The 17,048-nt window shown below is 70.4% G+C and carries 15 protein-coding genes; 5 read left to right on the top strand and 10 right to left on the bottom strand.

Features of this window, described 5'->3' with window-relative positions; all coding sequences use genetic code 11:
• Positions 1-2: 2 nt before the first annotated feature.
• From FXF51_RS39100 to FXF51_RS39090, 3 genes are read right to left on the bottom strand one after another with little or no spacing between them, the layout of a single operon-like run.
• A complete protein-coding gene (locus FXF51_RS39100; RefSeq protein ID WP_187414807.1) occupies positions 3-1,151 on the bottom strand; it encodes an MFS transporter in 1,149 nt (382 codons plus the stop codon).
• 11 nt (positions 1,152-1,162) lie between these two features.
• The gene (locus FXF51_RS39095; RefSeq protein ID WP_411268420.1) at positions 1,163-1,585 is read right to left on the bottom strand and encodes an acyl-CoA thioesterase; all 423 of its coding nucleotides are present in this window, start codon (positions 1,583-1,585) and stop codon (positions 1,163-1,165) included.
• Between the two features lie 23 nt (positions 1,586-1,608).
• The gene (locus tag FXF51_RS39090) at positions 1,609-3,039 is read right to left on the bottom strand and encodes an MFS transporter (RefSeq protein ID WP_262380113.1); all 1,431 of its coding nucleotides are present in this window, start codon (positions 3,037-3,039) and stop codon (positions 1,609-1,611) included.
• 74 nt (positions 3,040-3,113) lie between these two features.
• Here FXF51_RS39090 and FXF51_RS39085 point away from each other — a divergent pair, with 74 nt between their 5' ends.
• Together FXF51_RS39085 and FXF51_RS39080 are read left to right on the top strand one after the other, a co-directional pair.
• Positions 3,114-4,013, top strand: a complete 900-nt coding sequence (locus FXF51_RS39085) for an SDR family oxidoreductase (protein WP_148439796.1) — start codon at positions 3,114-3,116, stop codon at positions 4,011-4,013.
• Positions 4,014-4,018: 5 nt separating this feature from the next.
• Positions 4,019-4,837, top strand: a complete 819-nt coding sequence (locus FXF51_RS39080) for a MaoC family dehydratase (protein ID WP_148439795.1) — start codon at positions 4,019-4,021, stop codon at positions 4,835-4,837.
• A 32-nt stretch (positions 4,838-4,869) separates the two neighbouring features.
• Here FXF51_RS39080 and FXF51_RS39075 read toward each other — a convergent pair whose 3' ends face one another.
• Complete coding sequence (locus FXF51_RS39075; RefSeq protein WP_148439794.1) at positions 4,870-5,481, bottom strand: TetR/AcrR family transcriptional regulator; 612 nt, start codon at positions 5,479-5,481, stop codon at positions 4,870-4,872.
• A gap of 111 nt (positions 5,482-5,592) precedes the next feature.
• On the opposite strand from FXF51_RS39075, the gene FXF51_RS39070 reads away from it, so the two are divergent.
• Complete coding sequence (locus FXF51_RS39070) at positions 5,593-6,747, top strand: acyl-CoA dehydrogenase family protein (RefSeq protein ID WP_148439793.1); 1,155 nt, start codon at positions 5,593-5,595, stop codon at positions 6,745-6,747.
• Positions 6,748-6,752: 5 nt separating this feature from the next.
• On the top strand, positions 6,753-8,834 hold the full coding sequence (locus FXF51_RS39065; protein WP_148439792.1) for an acetate--CoA ligase family protein: 2,082 nt from the start codon (positions 6,753-6,755) through the stop codon (positions 8,832-8,834).
• Between the two features lie 85 nt (positions 8,835-8,919).
• Here FXF51_RS39065 and FXF51_RS39060 read toward each other — a convergent pair whose 3' ends face one another.
• The 4 genes from FXF51_RS39060 to FXF51_RS39045 form a co-directional block, all read right to left on the bottom strand.
• Entirely contained in the window at positions 8,920-9,171 is a 252-nt protein-coding gene (locus FXF51_RS39060; RefSeq protein ID WP_148439791.1) for an SCO4226 family nickel-binding protein, read from the bottom strand.
• A gap of 63 nt (positions 9,172-9,234) precedes the next feature.
• Entirely contained in the window at positions 9,235-10,362 is a 1,128-nt protein-coding gene (locus tag FXF51_RS39055; RefSeq protein WP_148439790.1) for a thiolase C-terminal domain-containing protein, read from the bottom strand.
• Positions 10,359-10,766 (bottom strand): Zn-ribbon domain-containing OB-fold protein, encoded by a 408-nt coding sequence (locus FXF51_RS39050; protein WP_148439789.1) that lies wholly within the window; start codon positions 10,764-10,766, stop codon positions 10,359-10,361. Before FXF51_RS39050 ends, FXF51_RS39055 begins: the two co-directional genes overlap by 4 nt.
• A 137-nt stretch (positions 10,767-10,903) precedes the next feature.
• Complete coding sequence (locus tag FXF51_RS39045) at positions 10,904-11,416, bottom strand: VOC family protein (RefSeq protein ID WP_187414805.1); 513 nt, start codon at positions 11,414-11,416, stop codon at positions 10,904-10,906.
• A gap of 158 nt (positions 11,417-11,574) precedes the next feature.
• On the opposite strand from FXF51_RS39045, the gene FXF51_RS39040 reads away from it, so the two are divergent.
• Entirely contained in the window at positions 11,575-12,885 is a 1,311-nt protein-coding gene (locus FXF51_RS39040) for an MFS transporter (RefSeq protein ID WP_148439787.1), read from the top strand.
• A gap of 616 nt (positions 12,886-13,501) precedes the next feature.
• Here the strand turns inward: FXF51_RS39040 and ettA are convergent.
• Together ettA and FXF51_RS39030 are read right to left on the bottom strand one after the other, a co-directional pair.
• Entirely contained in the window at positions 13,502-15,166 is a 1,665-nt protein-coding gene (gene ettA, locus FXF51_RS39035) for an energy-dependent translational throttle protein EttA (RefSeq protein WP_148439786.1), read from the bottom strand.
• A 584-nt stretch (positions 15,167-15,750) separates the two neighbouring features.
• Positions 15,751-17,046 carry a GGDEF domain-containing protein gene (locus tag FXF51_RS39030; protein WP_148439785.1) on the bottom strand — a complete coding sequence of 432 codons (1,296 nt, stop codon included), beginning with the start codon at positions 17,044-17,046 and terminating at the stop codon, positions 15,751-15,753.
• Positions 17,047-17,048: the final 2 nt, after the last annotated feature.

The following is a 17,048-nucleotide window of genomic DNA, read 5'->3' as shown; positions in this document are numbered from 1 at the left end:
GCTCAGGAGCGGCTTGGCCGCTCCCGGCGCAGGGGGATGACGGGCAGTGAGGCCGCGGCGCAGGCCAGCCCCGCGGCGAAGCCCACCCAGTAGCCCGCGCCGACGATCAGGGCTCCGGCCAGCGGGGTGACGGCCAGGGAGACGGTGTTCTGGATCGTGTTGTGGGTGCCGAGCACCTTGCCCGCCCAGCCGGGCCCGGCCAGCTCGCCCGCCGCGAGGTAGGCCAGCCCGTTGCCGGACACCGTCATCACCGAGGCCAGCACGAGCGCCGCCACTCCGAGCCGGGTGGCGGTGAGCGTGCCGGCGACCAGCAGCGCCAGCACCGTGAGGTTGCCGAGGGTGAGGATCAGCAGGGGCCGCATGCGCAGGCCGGTGCGGTCGGACCAGCGCCCGGCCGCGACGCGGATCGCGGCCCCGCCGATCGCGGCCACGCCGAAGAGCCGGCCGGCCGCGACGTCGTCCCAGCCGTAGGTGGTGACCAGGCAGTCCACGCCGTACGTGCTGACCACGACCTGCGGCACCACGTGCAGCGCGCTGGTGGCGTGCACCCGCCACAGGGCGGGCTGCCGGTACGGCGAGCCCGCCCGCTCAGCGCCTGCCCCGGAGATCGTCCGCGGTGGCTCGGCCATGAACAGCGCGGCCAGCACGGCGGCCAGCAGGCTGACGCCGGAGCAGAGCAGCAGCACGCCGGGTAACCCGTGCGCCCGCGCCATGGGCGGCAGCGCGAAGGCGGCCACGGCCATGCCGAGGGTGAAGGAGACCTGCCGCACCCCCATGGCGACGCCGCGCTCGGCCGGTTCGAACCAGCGCAGCACGATGCGCCCGCCGCCCACCATCGCCGCCGAGCCGGCCGCGCCCGCCAGCGCCAGCAGCGTGATCACCGCCCAGGCGCTGCCCGCGAAGGCCGTGGCGGCCAGCGACACGCCGGCCAGCCCCACGCCGGTGCCCAGGACCACGCGTTCGCCGTACCGGTCGGCCAGGGCTCCCCAGGCGACGAGGGCGAACATGACCCCGATGGCCGGGGCGTTGGCGATGAGCCCGCCCACCGGCAGCGATACCTTGAAATGTCGCAAAATTTCGGGCATGACCAGGGGCAGCCCGAACAGCCCCAGGGTGACGCCGGCGTGCGCGTTGACGCCCAGCGCCAGCATCCACCAGCGCCTCATTCCGTGGCGTAGCGCTTCAGGTAGGTCAGCTCGTTCTCGGTGAGCCTGCGTGGAGCGGCCCGCTCGACGTCGTAGGCCGCCATGACGGACATGGCGGTGACGTACAGCCCTTCGTCGTCGCGGATCTCGTACCGCAGGGTGAACCGCACCGCCCTGATCTCCGTCACCCAGGTCTCGACCCGCACGGGCTGCGCGCGAAAGCCCAGCGGGCGGCGGTAGTCGATCTCGTGCCGGGTCACGACCAGGCCCTTGAACGGCTCGTCGCCCGCGACGTACGGATCGATGCTCAGCATGCCGAAGCGGGCGTCCTCCAGGTAGTCGAGAAAGCGCACGTTGTTCACGTGCCCCTGGGAGTCGATGTCGCCGAATCTCACCGTACGGGGGTAGATGTGCCGTTCGGCCTGGGTGCTTTCTGCCACGTCAGCCACCGTACCCGCCCGGGTCAGGTGGCCCTGCGCCGGGCCAGGCAGGAGAGCACGGTCAGCACCGAGATGGCGGCCATCGAGCCCAGCGCCCAGCGGTAGCCGGTGACCAGTTGCTCGACCGCGCCGCCGGAGAGCTGGGCGAGCGTGCCGGCGAACACGCTCTGGTGCAGCTCGGCGGGGAGCGGCGCGGTGAGGATCGACAGGACCAGGCCGGTGCCGACGACGTTGCCGGTGTTCTGCAGCATCAGGCGCATGGCGTTGACGATGCCGAGCCGGTGGGAGGGCAGGCCGTCCAGGATGGCGGTGGTGTTGGAGGGCAGGAACGCGCCCGAGCCGAGCCCGATGAGCACCAGGCCGGCCGCCACGGCCGGGTAGGGCATGTCCGCCGACATCACGCAGAGCATGACGACCAGCCCGCACGTGGTCGTGGCGGCGCCGGCGACGGCGAGCGTGCGGGCGCTGGCCAGGCGTTGCAGGAAGCCGGAGCTGACGGAGCCGATCATGGCGGCGACGGCCAGCGGCAGCACCTTCAGCCCCGCCTGCACGGGGTCGTCGCCGCGCACGGCCTGGAAGTAGAGGGCGACCAGGAACACCATGCCCATGCGGGCGACGGCGTTGAGGAAGGAGGCCAGCGTGCCGAACGCGAAGGCCCGTTCCCTGAACAGGCTGAGGTCCACCACGGGATGGGCCGCCCGCGACTCCCTGAGCAGGAACAGCGGCAGCCCCGCCGCGAAGGCCGCCAGCCCGCCCAGCACCACCGGGTGGTCCCAGCCGAGCCGGGTGAACTCCGACAGCGCCAGCAGCAGCCCGCCCAGGGTGGCCAGGACCAGGACGTTCCCCGGGCCGTCGAGCCCGCTGTCCCGCTCGGCCCTGGGCGGCCTGGGCAGCACGAGCACCCCCCACAGCAGGCAGAGCAGGCCGACGGGCACGTTGAACCAGAACACCCACCGCCAGCCCAGGCTCTCGGCCAGCACCCCGCCCAGCGTCGGCCCGATCAGCCCGGCGATCGAGAACGAGGCCACGTACACGCCCATCGCCTCGCCCAGCCGCTCGCGCGGGAAGGCGTCGCTGATCAGGGCCGCGCTGTTGGTGAGCAGCATCGCGCCGCCCACGGCCTGCAGCACCCGCATCGCGACGATCACCCAGGCGTCCGGCGCCAGGCCCGCGAGCAGGGCCGCCAGCGTGTACGTCGCAAGCCCTAAGAGGTACATTCGGCGCCTGCCGAACATATCCGCCAACCTGCCGAATACCACCATCAGCACGGTCGTGGTCAACTGGTAGCCCAGGAGGATCCAGCTCGCGGCCGTGGCGCCGGCCCCGGTGTGCCTGGCGATCTCGGGCAGCGCGACGTTGATGGCACTGCCACTGAGGCCGGTCAGCACGCTCGCCATGCTGACGACCGACAGCGTTCGCCAGGCATCGCGGATGGGGGTGGTCGTAGCCAGCAAGGGCCCTGTCCTTTCTAGATTTTAATACTAGAATCCAATTCAAATCGTCAGCCGGTCAAGGATCGAGGTGTCGGATGAGCGGGATCGTCGAAGGCCGCGTGGTGATCGTCACCGGTGCGGCCAGGGGCATCGGACGGGGACACGCGCTGGAGTTCGCCAGGCAGGGCGCGAAGGTGGTGGTCAACGACCTCGGCGCGGAAGTGGACGGCACCGGCTCGTCCGGAGCCGCCGCGGAGGTGGTGGCGGAGATCGAGGCCATGGGCGGGCAGGCCGTCGTCAACGGCGAGGACGTCTCGGACTTCGACGGCGCCGAGCGGCTCGTCCGCGCCGCCGTCGACCACTTCGGCGGCCTCGACGTGCTGGTCAACAACGCCGGCATCCTGCGCGACCGGATGCTCGTCAACATGACAGCCGAGGAGTGGGACGCCGTCATCAAGGTGCACCTGCGCGGCACCTTCGCCCCGCTTCGCCACGCCGCGGCCTACTGGCGGAACAAGGCCAAGGCGGGCGAGCGGGTGGACGCCCGGATCATCAACACCACCTCGTCCTCCGGCATCTACGGTAACCCCGGGCAGGGCAACTACGGCGCCGCCAAGGCGGGCATCGCCGGCCTGACGATCATCGCCGCGCGCGAGCTGGAGCGGTACGGCGTCACCGTGAACGCCATCGCCCCCGCCGCGCTCACCCGCATGACCGAGAGCCTGATGCCCGCCGGCGCCACCGGCGCCGACCCTGACGACATCGCTCCTCTGGTCGTCTGGCTCTCCAGCGCCGAGGCGCGCGGGATCACCGGGCGCGTCTTCAACGTGCGGGCCGGCAAGATCAGCGTGGCGGAGGGCTGGCACGCCGGGCCCGAGGCCGACAAGGGCAGCCGGTGGGACCCGGCCGAGCTGGGCGCCGTCATCCCCGCCCTCGTCGAGAAGGCCGCGCCCAACGCCCTGACCAACGGCCGCATCCCCGGACGGGAGGACTGACCGCCATGGCACTGGACCACTCGCTGATCGGCGTCGAAGGGGCCGCGTACGAGCGTACGTGGACCGCCAAGGACACCATGCTGTACGCGCTCGGCGTCGGAGCAGGCACCGCCGAGCTGGAGTTCACCACCGAGAAGGAGCAGCGCGTGCTGCCCACCTTCGCCGTCCTGGCCGCGCAGGCGCCGGGACGGCGGCTGGGCGACTTCGACCCGGCCCTGCTCGTCCACGCGGAGCAGGGCTTCGAGCTGCACCGCGAGCTGCCCGCCTCCGGCGGGGTGCGGACCACGTCAAGGGTGACCGGGATCTACGACAAGGGCTCGGGAGCCCTGGTGACGTCCGAGGCGCGGGCCGTGGACCTGGCGAGCGGCGAGCTGGTCATCTCCTCGCGCAGCTCGGTGTTCATCCGGGGCGAGGGCGGGTTCGGCGGCGAGCGCGGGCCGCGCGACGAATGGGCGCTGCCGGACCGCGCTCCCGATCACAAGGTGACCTACTCGACGCTGCCGGAGCAGGCGCTGATCTACCGGCTGTCGGGCGACTACAACCCGCTGCACAGCGATCCGGCGTTCGCCGCCAGGGCCGGGTTCGACCGGCCCATCCTGCACGGGCTGTGCACGTACGGGGTCACGGGCCGGGCGCTGCTGCACACGGTGGCCGCGGGTGATCCCGGACGGTTCAAGGGGATGTCGGGGCGGTTCTCCAGCCCGGTGTTCCCCGGCGAGTCGCTGACCGTGTCGATCTGGGTGGACGGGACCGACGTGGCGTTCAGGACGGCCAAGGACGACGGGACCGTGGTCATCGATCGGGGCCGCGCGACCATCGCCTGAGGTCATGCCGGGCGGAGGCGCCCGGGGTCGGATCAGGTCCCGTCGAGTGACTTGAGGGGGTCGAGCCGGTGGATCAGAGTCACGGCGGCCTCGATGACCTCGCGCGCCTCCTCCTCCGTGTCCGACGTCGCGACCTCCCGGGCGGCCTCTCCGATGACGCTGGTCAGCACGGCGACGGTGAACCGGTCGAGCGGGTCTCCCCCGGCCCCGAGCAGCACCGCGTTCTGGCGCACCCACTCCCGCCCGCGGGTGCGGCGGATGAGCTCGAAGCCGGGCGGCCCGTCGCCGTCGATGAACAGGCGGACCAGGTCGCGCCGGTCCCAGGCGCCCGCGAGGTAGGCCCGCGCGCCCGCGATCAGCAGCTCCACCGGGTCCGAGACGCCTTCCTTCCTGGCCTTGGCCACGCTGGAGGCGGACGCCTGCTCGTGGGCGGCCTGGTGGTCCTCGTACAGGGCGAGGAAGAGCTCGGTCTTGCCGCCGAAGTGGTGGTAGAGGCTGCCGACGCTGGAGCCGGCGCGCGCGACGACCTCGGAGACGCTGGCCTCGGCGAAGCCGTGCTCGCTGAAGACCTCGCGCGCCGCCTGGAGCATGCTTTTGCGGGTCTGTGCCGTACGGCTCCACTCCCACGAGGACTTGCGTGCCATGCCCGCCATCCTAGCCGCTCGAATTCTAGAATCTGATTCTTGACACAGAGCCGTAACGCATAGAGTGTCTTCCTAGAGAGAGATTCTAGAAATTGCACCAGGGAGGCGGCTGTGGACTTCTCGCTCACCCCGGAGGAACGCCAGATCCGCGACACCGTCCGCGCCTTCATCGAGAAGGAGGTCATGCCGCTGGAGCCCGAGGTCCTGCGCAACGAGCGCGAGGGCCGCCCTGGCCTGGACCCCGAGGTCCTGCGCGACCTGCGGGCCAAGGCCAGGAAGTCCGGCTTCTGGGGGATCAACACCCCCGAGGAGTACGGCGGAGCGGCTCTGGGCCCCATCATGTCGGCCATCATCGCCATGGAGATCGGCCGCACGTTCGTGCCGTTCTCGTTCGGCGGCAGCGCCGACAACATCCTCTACGCCGGCACCGAGGAGCAGAAGCAGCGCTACCTGCTGCCCACCATCGAGGGCGAGCGCCGCTCCTGCTTCGCCATCACCGAGCCGGGCGCCGGCTCCGACGCCCGCAACATCCGCGCCAAGGCCGTGCGCGACGGCTCCGAATGGGTGATCAGCGGCGAGAAGACGTTCATCACGGGCGGCAACGAGGCCGACTTCGTCATGGTGTTCGCCGTGGCGCAGGAGCACGGCGTCACCTGCTTCCTGGTGGACCGCGACATGGGCTGGAAGTCCGAGCCCATCCCCACCATGGGCCAGTGGGGCCCCGCGTCGCTGGTCTTCGAGGACGTCCGGGTGCCGGAGGAGAACATCCTCGGCGAGCTCGGCAAGGGCTTCGAGCTGGCCATGCAGTGGATCGGCCAGGGCCGCTACATGATCCCGGCGCGCGCCATCGGCTCCGCGGAACGCATGCTGCAGATGGCCGTCGACTACGCCAAGATCCGCAAGTCCATGGGCCAGACGATCTCCAACTACCAGGCCATCCAGTGGATGATCGCCGACTCCCAGGTGGAGATCGAGGCGGCCAAGTGGCTCACCCTCTACGCCGCCTGGCGCGTCGGCCAGGGTTTGGACGCCCGGCACGCCTCCTCCATCGCCAAACTGAACGGCGCCGTCATGGCCAACCAGGTCGTGGACCGGGTGCTGCAGATCCACGGGGGTATGGGGTACACCAAGGAGCTGCCGATCGAGCGGTGGTACCGCGAACTGCGCCTGCTGCGCATCTTCGAGGGCACCGACGAGATCCAGCGCCGGACGATCGCCCGCAACCTCATCAAGGGCCACGCCCGGCTCGGCCTCATCGGGGAATGACGCACATGTCGGTAGGGGAACTGTTCAACCCGGGCTCGATCGCGCTGGTCGGAGCCACGGACAAGTCGGGGTGGTCGATCAGCACACTGGCGAACCTGCGCGCCCACGGGTTCCCCGGCCCCGTTCACCTGGTCAACCCGCGCGGCGGCGTGGTGCACGGCCTGCCTGCCCACCGGAGCCTGACGGAGATCCCCGAGCGGGTGGACCTGGCGTACGTGATGGTGCCGACCGCGGCCGTGCTGGGCGTGCTGCGCGAGGGTGCCAAGCTGGGGATCCGGTGCTACGTGATCCTCACGGCCGGGTTCGGCGAGTCCGGGGAGGAGGGGGCGCGGCTGGAGGCGGAGATCGCCGCCTTCGCCGCGGAGAACGGGCTGACGATCCTGGGGCCGAACGGCAACGGGTTCATCAACGCGGCCGCCGGCGTGACCCCGTACGGGCTGCCCATCCCCGCGCCGCTGCTGCGCGGCGCGGTCGGCGTGGTGCTGCAGAGCGGGGCGCTGGCCAGCTCGGTGCTGGGGTTCGCGCAGGCCCGCAACGTGGGCGTCAGCCTGCTGACGTCCATGGGCAACGAGACGGTCGTCACCGTGACCGACGTGATCGACTACCTGGTGGACGATCCGGCCACCAAGGTCATCGCCTTGTTCCTGGAGACGATCAGGAACCCGGCCGAGTTCTCCCGCGTGGCCCGGCGGGCGCTGGAGGCGGGCAAGCCGATCGTGGCGCTCAAGATCGGCCGCAGCAAGCTGGCCTCGCACACCGCGCAGGCGCACACGGGCGCGCTGGTGGGCGACGACGACGTCATCGACGCGGCGCTGCGGCAGCTCGGCGTGATCAGGGTGCGCTCGCTGGAGGACCTCATCATCACGGCCGGGCTGCTGGCGTCCTCGGGCCCGCTGCCCGGACGGCGGGTCGGGGTCGTGACGCCCTCGGGCGGCGCCTCGGAGATCATCGCCGACCGGGCCGAGGACGAGGGGCTGGAGCTGCCGCCGTTCGCGCCGGAGACGGTGGCGAAGCTGGCGGAGATCGTCCCGTCCTTCGGCACCGTGCAGAACCCGCTCGACGTCACCGGGTACGTGCTCATCGACCGCACCCTGCTGGGCCGGGCGCTGGAGGCCGTGACCGCGGACCCGGGGATCGACCTGATCATGCTGCTGTCGGAGCCGCCCAAGGTGGCGCCGCCCGACCCGGCGCCCGTGCTGGCCACCTACGCGGCCAGCGCGGGACGGATCACCTCCTCGCCGGTGCCGGTCGTGGTGGTGAGCAACGTGCTGACCGACGTGACCGAGTTCGGGCGGCGGGTGCAGGCCGAGACCGGCTTCCCGTACGTCGCCGGCGGGATCGAGCACGGGCTGCACGCCATCGGTGCGGCCGTGCGCTGGTCGGAGCAGCGCGAGCGGATGCTGTCCAGGTCGGTGCCGCTCCCCCGCGCCGTCGCGGCGCCCGAAGGTGCGAGCGGGGTGTGGGCCGAGCACCGGGCCGCCGCGCTGCTGGCCTCCGCCGGGCTGCCGGTGGTGCCGTCCGAGCTGGCCGCCGACTCGTCGGCGGCTGTCGCGGCGGCCGAGCGGTTCGGCTATCCGGTGGTGCTCAAGGCTGCGGCCGAGGGGCTCGGGCACAAGAGCGACGTCGGCGGCGTCCGGCTCGGGCTCGGCGGGGCGGAGCAGGTGCGGCAGGCCTACCGCGAGGTGGTCGCCGCGGTGCCGTCGCTGGACGGCGTCCTCGTGCAGCCGCAGCGTGGCGGCGGCATCGAGCTGCTGGTCGGCGTCGTGCGGGATCCCGCCTGGGGGCTCACGCTGGCCGTGGGGCTGGGCGGGGTCTGGGTGGAGGTGCTGCGGGACACCGCGCTGCGGGTGTTGCCGGTGGACGCGGCCGAGGTGCGTACGGCGCTCGCGGAGCTGCGCGGCGCCGCGCTGCTGAACGGGCTCAGGGGGAGTGAGCCCGCCGATCTGGACGCGGTGGCGGACGTGGTGGCGCGGGTCGCGGCGTTCGCGGAGTCGCTGGGGGATGGGCTGGAGTCCCTGGAGATCAACCCGTTGCTCGTCAGCGGCTCCCGGGTGGAGGCGCTCGACGCGCTGATCACCTGGCGCTGAGCGGGACCAGGCTCCTGACGCGCTTCGCCCGGCGATGCCTGTGGAACGGGCGGCCCCTTCAGGTGCCGCCCGTTCCGTTGCGTGGCTACTCCACCTCGATCGGAAGCTCGTAGATCTCCGACGTCGGGTGCCCGGCCTTCTCATGCACCCGCAGCACCGCCTCCTTCGACGGCCCCGACGACAGGCAGAACACCTTCCCCGAGTCCGGGTCCAGCCAGGCCCGCTCGAAGTGCACCCCCTCCGCCTCCTCGATCGCGAGGTCACGCTCGTGGGCGGCGCGGAGCTGCTCCTCGGTCGCGCCGACGAATCCACTGTGCACGTCCATGAACTTCGGCATGGCGCATCCCTCCTCGTGGCTCAGAGTGTCCCTCTTTCCTGGGAGGCGTTCCATCCCGTGCCATCAGGGCCGGCGGTTGGCCAGCACCAGCGTGGCGGCCGAGGCGAACATGCCGCCGTTGCCCAGCACCACGCTCACCTCCACGCCGGGCACCTGCGCCGCCGCCTCGCCGCGGAGCTGGCGCACCGACTCCTGGATGGCGAACATGCCGTACATGCCGGTGTGCGTGTACGACAGGCCGCCGCCGTTGGTGTTCAGCGGCAGGCGGCCGCCGGGCGAGGTGTGCCCATCGGCGATGAACGCGCCCGCCTCTCCCCTGCCGACGAAGCCGAGGTCCTCCAGGCCGTAGATGGGCACGTGGGCGAAGGCGTCGTACACCATGAGGTGGTCCACGTCCGCGTGCGTGATCTTGGCTTCGCGGAAGGCCGCCTCGCCCGACAGGCGGAAGCCCTTGGACGTGGTGAAGTCCTCCATCTGCGAGATGATCGGCGACTCGGCCGCCTCGCCGGAGCCCAGCAGGTAGACCGGGGAGCGGCGGGCCCGCTCCGCCGAGGTGACGATCAGCGCGCCGCCGCCGTCGGTCACCAGGCAGCACTCCAGCAGGTGGAACGGGTAGGCGACCAGCTTCGACGCGAGCACGTCCTCGACCGTGATGAGGTCGCGGTACATGGCACGCGGGTTGAGGTGCGCCCACCGCCGCTGCGCGACCGCGACCTCGGCGAGCTGCTCGTGCGTGAGCCCGGTCTCCTTCATGTAGCGCAACGCCGTGATCGTGAACGACGTGGGCGGCCCGACCACCCCGTACGGCAGCTCGAACTGCCCGAGCAGCGAGTCGGCGCCCAGCCCGAACCGCCCGGCCCCCACCCGCGAGCGCCCCGACTCGCCGTGCGTGATCAGCACGGTACGGCACAGCCCCGCCTGGATGGCGGCGGCCGCGTGGCGGACGTGGAACAGGAACGACGAGCCGCCCACCCCCGTGCCGTCCAGCCAGGCGGGCGTGATGCCGAGCGCGTGGGCGATCTGGATCGGGCCGGGGGTGCCGACCGTGGCGATGCCGTCGATGTCGTGGATGGTCATGTCCGCGTCGGCGAGGGCGTTCCTGGCGGCCTCCAGGTGCAGTTGCACGGTGGAGTGGCCGGGCAGGCGGCCCACCTCGTCCGTCTCGGCGGCGCCCGCGATCACGATGGTCATGCGGCGCCTCCGGCCGGCTCGAAGAGCGGCACGCTGACGTCGCCGCGGCGTTCGAAGACCACTTGCAGCTCCATGTCCAGCTCCAGGTGCTCGGGGGTGTTCGGCACGCCGACGATGTTGGTCATCATGCGCACGCCCTCCTCCAGCTCGACGACGGCGATGGCGTACGGGGCCTCGTCCTCGAAGCCGGGCGCCGGGCGGTGGTTGATCACGTAGGAGTACAGGGTCGCGCGACCGCTGGCGCGGACCCATTCGACCTGGTCGCCGCCGCAGCGGGGGCAGCTCGGCCGCGGGTAGAAGTAGTGCCGCGCGCAGGGTTCGCAGCGCTGGATCCTGAGCTCGCCCGCGGCCGTGCCGTCCCAGAACGGCTGGGTCTCGGGTGTGGGCTTAGGTGCCGGCTTCATCGGCCTCCCCAATCCTAGTTCTAGAATTACACTCTAGATCTAGGTTCTGCCAGAGCTCAAGACCGCGACCTCAGGGCCTTAACCCGCGACCTCAGCACCTGCAGCGCCGCGACCTCAGGGGCTGGGGCGCCGCGACCTCAGGGGCTGGGGATGCCGTTGCCGTTCCTGCCGCGCCCGTCCAGCACCTCCTCCAGCGTGGGACGCACGTCGGCGGGATCACGCCAACCCGGCTGGGCGAGCTGGATCAGCACCCCGTGCGCCTCCTTGGGGTGCAGAAACACCTCCTGCCAGCGCGCATCGGCCCGGTTGAGCCCGTGCAGCCGATAACCGCGCCCGGTCAGCCGCTCCACCGCCGCACCGAGGTCGTTGACGTGGAAGTTCAGGTGGTGCACCCCACCCCGCCCCCTGGTCAGCTCGAAGAAGCTGTCGAAGAACGTGGACCCGGCCAGCGGCTCCATGAGCTCGACCTTGTTGCCGTTGCCGTAGGTGAGCTGCAGGGTGCGGTAGCCGGCGACCCGGTTGTCGCCGCCGCCGCCCAGATGCCGGCCGCCGAGCAGGTCACGGTAGATCGGAAGCAGATCCCTGATCCGGGGCGCGGCCACCGCCGTGTGGTCGAAGTGCACTTCCAGCCCGTCCAGTTCCAGGTCCACGCGGGGGGCTCCTTCCACATTGGGAATCCTAGAATTTCATTCTAGCCGCTCACCCTTGACGGGCACTCGATGTGGGGAGCAGCATCACAGAAAGGAATTCTAGAGCTAGCTTCTAGAACGTGCGGGGGGTTCCAGCCCGATCAGAAAGGCTAGCCAGCATGAGGCTGTCCTACGTCCGTGAGCTCGACGAGTACCCAACCGGCGCCCGGCGCATGAAGATCCTCACGATGGCCGTGCTGGCCATCCTCATCGGCTCCTACGAAGGGCAGATCGCGCCCGTCGTCCCCCTGCTGCTCGAAGACCTCGACATGACGCTGACCACGTACGGCGCCGTGTCAGGCGCGGCGGCGGTGGCCGGGGCGATCGCCTCCATCCTGGGCGGACGGCTCACCGACCGGCTCGGCCGGGTCCGCCTGCTGATTCCCCTCATGGCGTTGACAGCCGTGTGCTGCTTCGCCATGACGCTCGTGCACAGCCCGCGCGACCTGCTCATCGCCAGGATCGTGCTGGCCTTCGTGGACGGCGTCGCCATGGCCAGCACCGCGCCACTGGTCCGCGACTTCTCCCCCCGTCTCGGACGCGCCCAGGCGTTCGGCTTCTGGACCTGGGGCCCCGTCGGCGCGAACTTCCTCGCCGCGGCCATCGCCGGCCTGACCCTGCCGCTCCTCAACGACTCGTGGCGCTCCCAGTTCGTCATCATGGGCTGCTTCTCACTGGTCATCTCGGTGGTCATCGCGCTCAACATCGCGGACCTGTCGCCCGAACTGCGCGCCAGGATCCAGCACACCGAACGGGCCGCCACCGACGTCGTGGACCTCACCCAGCCGCCGCGCGTGCGCTCCCTGTTCGTACGGCGCAACATCTGGGCGCACGTCGTCGGGATCTCGATGTGGCTCGTCCTCTACATCACGCTGTCGCTGTTCGGACAGACGATGCTGGTCGGCGCGCTCGGCATCAGCAGCGCAGAAGCGTCCACCATCATGGCGGCCTTCTGGAGCCTCAACCTGATCACCCTCATCGTCACCGGCCGCCTGTCCGACCGCACCCAGCTCCGCAAGCCGTTCTGCCTCGGCGGCACCGTCTCCGCCGTGCTCGTCACCGCCTACCTCGCCGTCTCCCTCGGCCAGGAAGGCGTCTCCACCGGCACGCTCATGGTGGTGGGCGCGCTGCTCGGCGGCTCGCTCGGCGTCGCCTACGCGCCCTGGATGGCCAACTACTCCGAGGACGCCGAGGACGCCGATCCCCGGCTGCAGGGCACCGCGTGGGGGCTGTTCGGGTTCCTCAGTAAGGGCATCGCCGTGGTCGGGCTGCTGGTCATCCCGCACGTGGTGGCGGCCACGAACTGGCAGACGTGGCTGTTCGTGGCGCTCGGGTGCCTCGTCCTGTTCATCCCGGCGATCGTGATGTTCCACGGGCCGTGGCGTCGACGCCCCACCCCGGCTCCCGCGGCCGTCGGCGTCGAGGGCTGATCGGTCAACAGGCCGGTCATTGTTGCTCCCCCAACATCTCCCCTGGTGCCGTTCACGGTGCTGTCCGGGTGGGCTTCCGGGGACTGTCCGGGTGGGCTTCCGGGGACTGTGTGGGCGGGACCCGCGGCACCGTCCAGGCGGGACTCGCGAAACTGCCCGGGCGGGACCCGCAGCGCCGTCCAGGCGGGACTCGCGAAACTGCCCGGGCGGGACCCGCAGCGCCGTCCGGGCGGGATTCGCGGCACCGTCCGGGCGGACTCACAGAACTGCCTGGGCGGGACTCACAGCGCCGTCCAGGCGGGACCCGCGGAACTGCCCAGGCGGGATCTGCGGAACTGCCCGGGCGAGCCCCGCAGCGCCGGCCGGTTTCAGGCGTAAGTGCAGGCTGCTCGGCCTGGGTGGTGGGAACCGCTTCAGTTGCCCGTCCTCGGCAGGCTCGCCTTCCTCGGCGCCTGTCTGGTGCGGGGAGTCCGCGATCGCGGTGACCTTCGTCCGCTGGCCCGGCTGAAGCTCCACCCTCCCGCTCCCCACCATCCCGCCCCACACGCGAACGGCCCATGAACCATGCCGCCAGTGGCATGGTCCATGGGCCGTCACCCAAGCCAAGAAGCCGACCTCAGTCGCGGTGCAACTTCCGATAAGTCACCCGATGCGGCCGCGCAGCATCAGCACCCAGCCGCTCGATCTTGTTCTTCTCATAGTCCGCATAGTTCCCCTCGAACCAGAACCAGTTGGACCCTTCCTCCCAAGCCAGGATGTGGGTCGCGATGCGGTCGAGGAACCACCGGTCGTGCGAGGTGATCACGGCGCAGCCCGGGAAGTCGAGCAGCGCGTTCTCCAGCGACGACAGCGTCTCGGTGTCGAGGTCGTTGGTGGGCTCGTCCAGCAGCAGCACGTTGCCGCCCTGCTTGAGCGTCAGCGCCAGGTTGAGCCGGTTGCGCTCGCCGCCCGACAGCACCCCAGCCTTCTTCTGCTGGTCGGGGCCCTTGAACCCGAACGCCGCGATGTACGCGCGCGACGGCATCTCGACGTTGCCGACCTTGATGTGGTCGAGCCCGTCGGAGACGACCTCCCAGACGTTCTTACCCGGGTCGATGCCGCCCCGGCTCTGGTCGGCGTAGGAGATCTTCACGGTGTCGCCGATGATGATCGATCCCGTGTCAGGGGTCTCACCGCCGGTGATCATGCGGAACAGCGTGGTCTTGCCGACGCCGTTGGGGCCGATGATGCCGACGATGCCGTTACGCGGCAGGTCGAACGTCAGGTTCTCCATCAGCAGCCGCTCGCCGAAGCCCTTGGTGAGCTGGTCGGACCTGATCACCGTGGTGCCCAGGCGCGGGCCCGGCGGGATCTGGATCTCCTCGAAGTCCAGCTTGCGGTACTTGTCGGCCTCGGCGGCCATCTCCTCGTACCGCTGGAGTCGAGCCTTGCTCTTGGTCTGGCGGGCCTTGGGGTTCGACCGAACCCACTCCAGCTCATCTTCCAGGCGCTTCTTGCGCTTGGCGTCCTTCTGGCCCTCGACCTTGAGCCGCTGCGCCTTCATGTCGAGGTACGTCGAGTAGTTGCCCTCGTACGGGTAGCACCGGCCCCGGTCGAGCTCGAGGATCCAGGTGGCGACGTTGTCGAGGAAGTACCGGTCGTGGGTGACGGCCAGCACGGTGCCCGCGTACTTCTCCAGGTGCGACTCCAGCCACTGCACGCTCTCGGCGTCGAGGTGGTTGGTGGGCTCGTCGAGCAGCAGCAGGTCGGGCGCCTCCAGCAGCAGCTTGCACAGCGCGACCCGGCGCCGCTCACCACCGGACAGCTTCGACACCTCGGCCTCGGGCGGCGGGCAGCGCAGCGCGTCCATGGCCTGCTCAAGCTGACTGTCGAGATCCCATGCGTTGCGGTGCTCAAGCTGCTCCTGCAGCTTGCCCATCTCGTCCAGCAACTCGTCGCTGTAGTCGGTGGCCATCTGCTCGGCGATGTCGTTGTAGCGCTGGAGCATCGCCATCGTCTCGGCGACACCCTCCTGCACGTTGCCGAGGACGGTCTTCTCCTCGTTGAGCGGCGGCTCCTGCTGAAGCATGCCCACCGTGAAGCCCGGCATCAGCTTGGCATCACCGTTGGACGGCTGCTCCAGGCCGGCCATCATCCGGAGCAGCGTCGACTTCCCTGTGCCGTTCGGCCCCAGAACACCGATCTTGGCTCCGGGCAGGAACGACAGCGTGACGTCGTCAAGCACAACCTTGTCGCCGTGCGCCTTGCGCACGCGCTGCAGCGTGTAGATGTACTCCGGCATGCCCTCTAGCTTAGGGGCTCCCAACCCAGGCTTCCGCCGCTCCTCCCTCGTCGCCGCCTTTCCCCCGTGATGGAGCCTCTGGTTGCGGGGGGCTCCGGGGGTGCGTGGGTGCGGCGCGTAGGCGGCATCTCGGTCGTCTCACGCGCGCCTGGGCCTCATGCGCGCGGGCGACCCCATCCCGTTCGTACGGTCTGCCTGCCTCGGACGCGCGGGGCCCGTACGCACGCAACCTGGAGAAGCCCAAGGACGCGCACAGACTCGTAGGCGCACAGAGACGAAGATGCGGGGCCTGCGCGGGGGCTCGGTGCGCGCAAAGCCCGAAGACGCGCGAGGGGCACCAGGACGTGCGAAGGGCACGAGGACATGAGCGGAGGTGGACGACGTGCGGAGGTGGACGACGTGCGAGGGCGGACGACATGCGAGGGCGGACGACATGCGAGGGCAGACGACATGCGAGGGCAGACGACATGCGAGGGCAGACGACATGCGAGGGCAGACGACATGCGAGGGCAGACGACATGCGAGGGCGGACGACGTGCGAGGGCGGACGACGTGCAGGGACGCCTTCCACAGCGAGAAGCCTGCTATGAGGTCGAGGGGTCGTTGGGCAGGGACGGGGGCGGAGGCTGGACAGCGGGGATACAGACGCGATCTCGACCAAGCTCCTTGGCGCGATAAAGAGCCAGATCAGCCGCCGTCAGCAAATCGATCAGGTCATCACCGTGCACGCTCATCAACGCCACCCCAGCCGAGATCGTCACCCGGACAAGCGTGTCGTCCACGGGAATGGCCATGTGCCCGATGCGGACGCGCAGCCGTTCAGCCACACGGCGGGCCTCGTCGATGTCGGCCCCCGGCAGCAGAACCACGAACTCCTCACCACCGAACCGCCCCACCACGTCATAGTCGCGAAGCTGGCTGCGCAGCATGGAGGCCACCCCGACCAGAACCTGGTCGCCGACGAGGTGGCCGTGGGCGTCGTTGACGCGTTTGAAGTGGTCGATGTCGATGATCAGGAGCGCCAAGGTCTCGCCGGTGCGGCGGGCCCGGACGATCTCGGTGTCGGCCTCGCGCTGCCAGGCCGCCGCGTTGAGCAGCCCCGTCTTGGCGTCGGTGCGGGCCGCGGCCTGAAGCTGGGCGTGCAGGAGGCTGCGTTGCAGGAGGACCACGGGCGGGAGCGCGAGGATCAGCAGGCCCAGGTTGAGGCTGCAGCCGATGGAGACGATGACGCCCAGGCAGAGCTCGACGACGTCGAGCATCACGCTTTCCCTGTCCCACAGCACCTCGCGCCAGGCGCTGTCGGGGTTGGCAGTGTGGGCGGCGATGGCGATGAGGGCGATGTTGAGCAGGGAGAAGAGCACGGCGGCCGCCACCGCGCAGAGGATCGGCGGGCTGCCGCCCTGCGACAGCACCCATGGATCGGCCACGAGAGCGTGGAACACGATGGACGCCGTACACCCGGCCAAGCCGATGGCCGCGGAGCTGAACACCCGCCGATAGACCACCGTGGCCCGCACGCGCACCTGGAGCAGTACTTGCAGAACGATAGGCGCGAAAAGGGCATAGACCGGGGGCAGGAGCAGCGCCACCGGCAACCACCAAGCCGACAAGAGGTCACGCGACACACCGGCGGGCATCCCCAGCCGGCGGCTCGCCTCGATGCACACCGCACCGCAGCCCATGAGGGCGGCGAAGGTGAGCGCGTCCCGCCACGTGAAGACGGTGGACGCCGAGAGCGCCGCGATCGCAGCAAGGTCAAGAGCTACGATCGCGCACAAATAGACCACAAGCGGCCGACGTTGCCCTAGCAACGGCCAGCGGTCGGCCAGCGTTAACACACTGTCGCGAGACTTGATCGATACGTGACTGGTCACCGCCATCT

This window comes from Nonomuraea sp. PA05 (assembly GCF_008086045.1).
Taxonomy (GTDB): Bacteria; Actinomycetota; Actinomycetes; order Streptosporangiales; family Streptosporangiaceae; genus Nonomuraea; species Nonomuraea monospora.
This window is presented reverse-complemented; position numbering and strand designations above follow the sequence as displayed.